This is a genomic window from Terrabacter terrae (assembly GCF_039529575.1).
GTDB lineage: Bacteria > Actinomycetota > Actinomycetes > Actinomycetales > Dermatophilaceae > Terrabacter > Terrabacter terrae.
Genome location: NZ_BAAANB010000229.1, coordinates 1 through 1,990 on the forward strand (window position 1 = coordinate 1; position 1,990 = coordinate 1,990).

The 1,990-nt window shown below is 73.0% G+C and carries 2 protein-coding genes and 1 pseudogene; 1 reads left to right on the forward strand and 2 read right to left on the reverse strand.

Annotated elements, in window-relative coordinates:
• Both ABD194_RS21395 and ABD194_RS21400 read right to left on the reverse strand, forming a co-directional pair.
• Positions 1-357, reverse strand: a 357-nt coding sequence (locus ABD194_RS21395; protein ID WP_343995301.1) for a DEAD/DEAH box helicase, incomplete at its 3' end; no start/stop codon positions are given.
• A gap of 58 nt (positions 358-415) precedes the next feature.
• Positions 416-1,498, reverse strand: a complete 1,083-nt coding sequence (locus tag ABD194_RS21400) for an FUSC family protein (protein WP_343995303.1) — start codon at positions 1,496-1,498, stop codon at positions 416-418.
• A 136-nt stretch (positions 1,499-1,634) separates the two neighbouring features.
• Between ABD194_RS21400 and ABD194_RS21405 the strand changes: the two are divergent.
• A pseudogene (locus ABD194_RS21405) lies at positions 1,635-1,990 on the forward strand (formate dehydrogenase); the annotation flags it as partial.

Below are 1,990 nucleotides of genomic sequence, written 5' to 3' on the forward strand. Positions count from 1 at the left end.
GGGGGCGTCCGCGTTGACCGACGCGTCACCCGTGACCATCCCGACGTTGTCGGCGCCGAACTGCTCGCAGAGGGCGAAGAACTTCTCGGACACGAGCGCCTTGATCGGCGCCGTGTAGAACGACACGCGGTCGTCGGCGAGGGCCGTCAGGTGGGCGGCCGTGGCGACGAGCGACTTCCCCGACCCGGTCGGCGTCGAGAGGATGAGGTTGCTGCCGCTCAGGATCTCGAGGAACGCCTCCTCCTGGTGCGGGTAGAGCGTCAGGCCCCGCTCGGCCGTCCACTCGGTGAAGACCTCGTAGAGGCCGTCGGGATCGGGGTCCCGCGGGATGCGCTCGGTGAGGTTCTTCGTCACCACGCGAGTATGCCGTCGCGTGCACCCGCGCGACGAACGCGCCGGGATCGTCGGGCTGGCCTCACCGGCCGTCTACCGCCTCGGCGGTCGCCGGCCGCCGGCTCCTGTAGGGCACGAGCAGGACCACGGCGCCGACCACGGCGCCCAGGACCGTCTCGAGCAGCCGGTCGCGCAGCAGCGGCTCGATGGGCGAGGGATGGACCAGCTGTCCCATGAGCAGCGCCAGCGGGGTGATGAAGAGCAGGGCGATGGCGTAGTTGCGCCCGACGAAGAGCTCGGTCACCACCTGGAGCACGACGATGGCCAGGACCGCGACGACGCCCTGCGGGTGCCACGCCAGGATCACCGCCGCCACGCCGAGCCCGAGCAGCGTGCCGACGACGCGCTGGATGCCGCGCGCCAGCCGCGAGAGCAGGTCGGGCCCGGACAGGACGACGACCGCGGCGACCATGGCCCAGTACGGGTGCTGCCAGCCCAGGGCGGTCGCGACGCCGCCCGCGACCGTGAGGGCGACGACGTGCCGCACCAGGTGCGCCACCGCGCCGTGCGGTGCGAGGGCGTCGCGGAAGCGAGGAGCGGGGAGCACCGGCGGTGACCACGACCTCGGCTCGAGCAGCACCCCGACGTGGGCGACCAGCAGCGAGAAGGCGGCGCTCGACGCGGCCACGACAGCGGCGACGAACACCGTGCCCGGCCCGGCGGGCACCATGGCGCACACTGCGAAGCCGAAGACGAGGAAGAGCGGGCCCGGCGGGTGCCAGCCGTAGGCGTCGGAGGTCAGGGAGCCACCTGCGGCGAGCAGCGCCCCCACCGGCACGACGAGCCACCGCGAGTCGGGCGCCAGGGACACGAGCACCCCGAGGACCACCGAGAGCGTGAGGAACCCGCCGGCCACGGCCTGCATGCCGGCGCGCTCGGCCCGCGAGTGGTTGCGCCCGTAGAGCGAGGTGAAGGCCCCGAATGCGGCATACGCCGTCCACTCCACCCGCCCGAGCAGGACGAGCAGCAGCAGCGGCACGAGGACGGACACGCCGGCCCGGAGGGCCACCCGGTGGGCACCGCGGTGCGGCCCGATGGCCAGCATGCTCCGCGCGAGGGCGGTGGTGGAGCGGCGTGGCGTGTCGGAGGGCAGGTTGCTCGTCATCTGGGTGCAATTCTAGGTGCCTCGGATGCCGGTGTTTCCGGCCGTCCGAGTGGGTATGCCGTCAGTGGTGCGCCCTCGCGGCGGGCCCGCAGTAGACGGTGGACGGTGGTCGTCCGCACGGCCGAGAGGTGCAACGGTGGATCCGAAGAAGACGTTCCTGTCCTGGCCGGTGGTCCGGCAGTTCCGCTCCGGCGACTTCCTGGGCCGTGGTCCGGCCGTGACCTCCGCGCACACGCGCGAGCTCGCCCCCCGCACCGCGACGGCCGACAAGGTCGTCCAGAGCGTGTGCCCCTACTGCGCTGTCGGCTGCGGCCAGCGCGTCTTCGTCAAGGACGGCCACGTCGTCCAGATCGAGGGCGACCCCGACTCGCCGGTCTCGCGAGGACGCCTGTGTCCGAAGGGCTCCGCGAGCGAGCAGCTCGTCAACAACCCCGGACGCCAGCGCAAGGCGCTCTACCGCCGCCCCGGCGGCACCGACTGGGAGCCGATCGA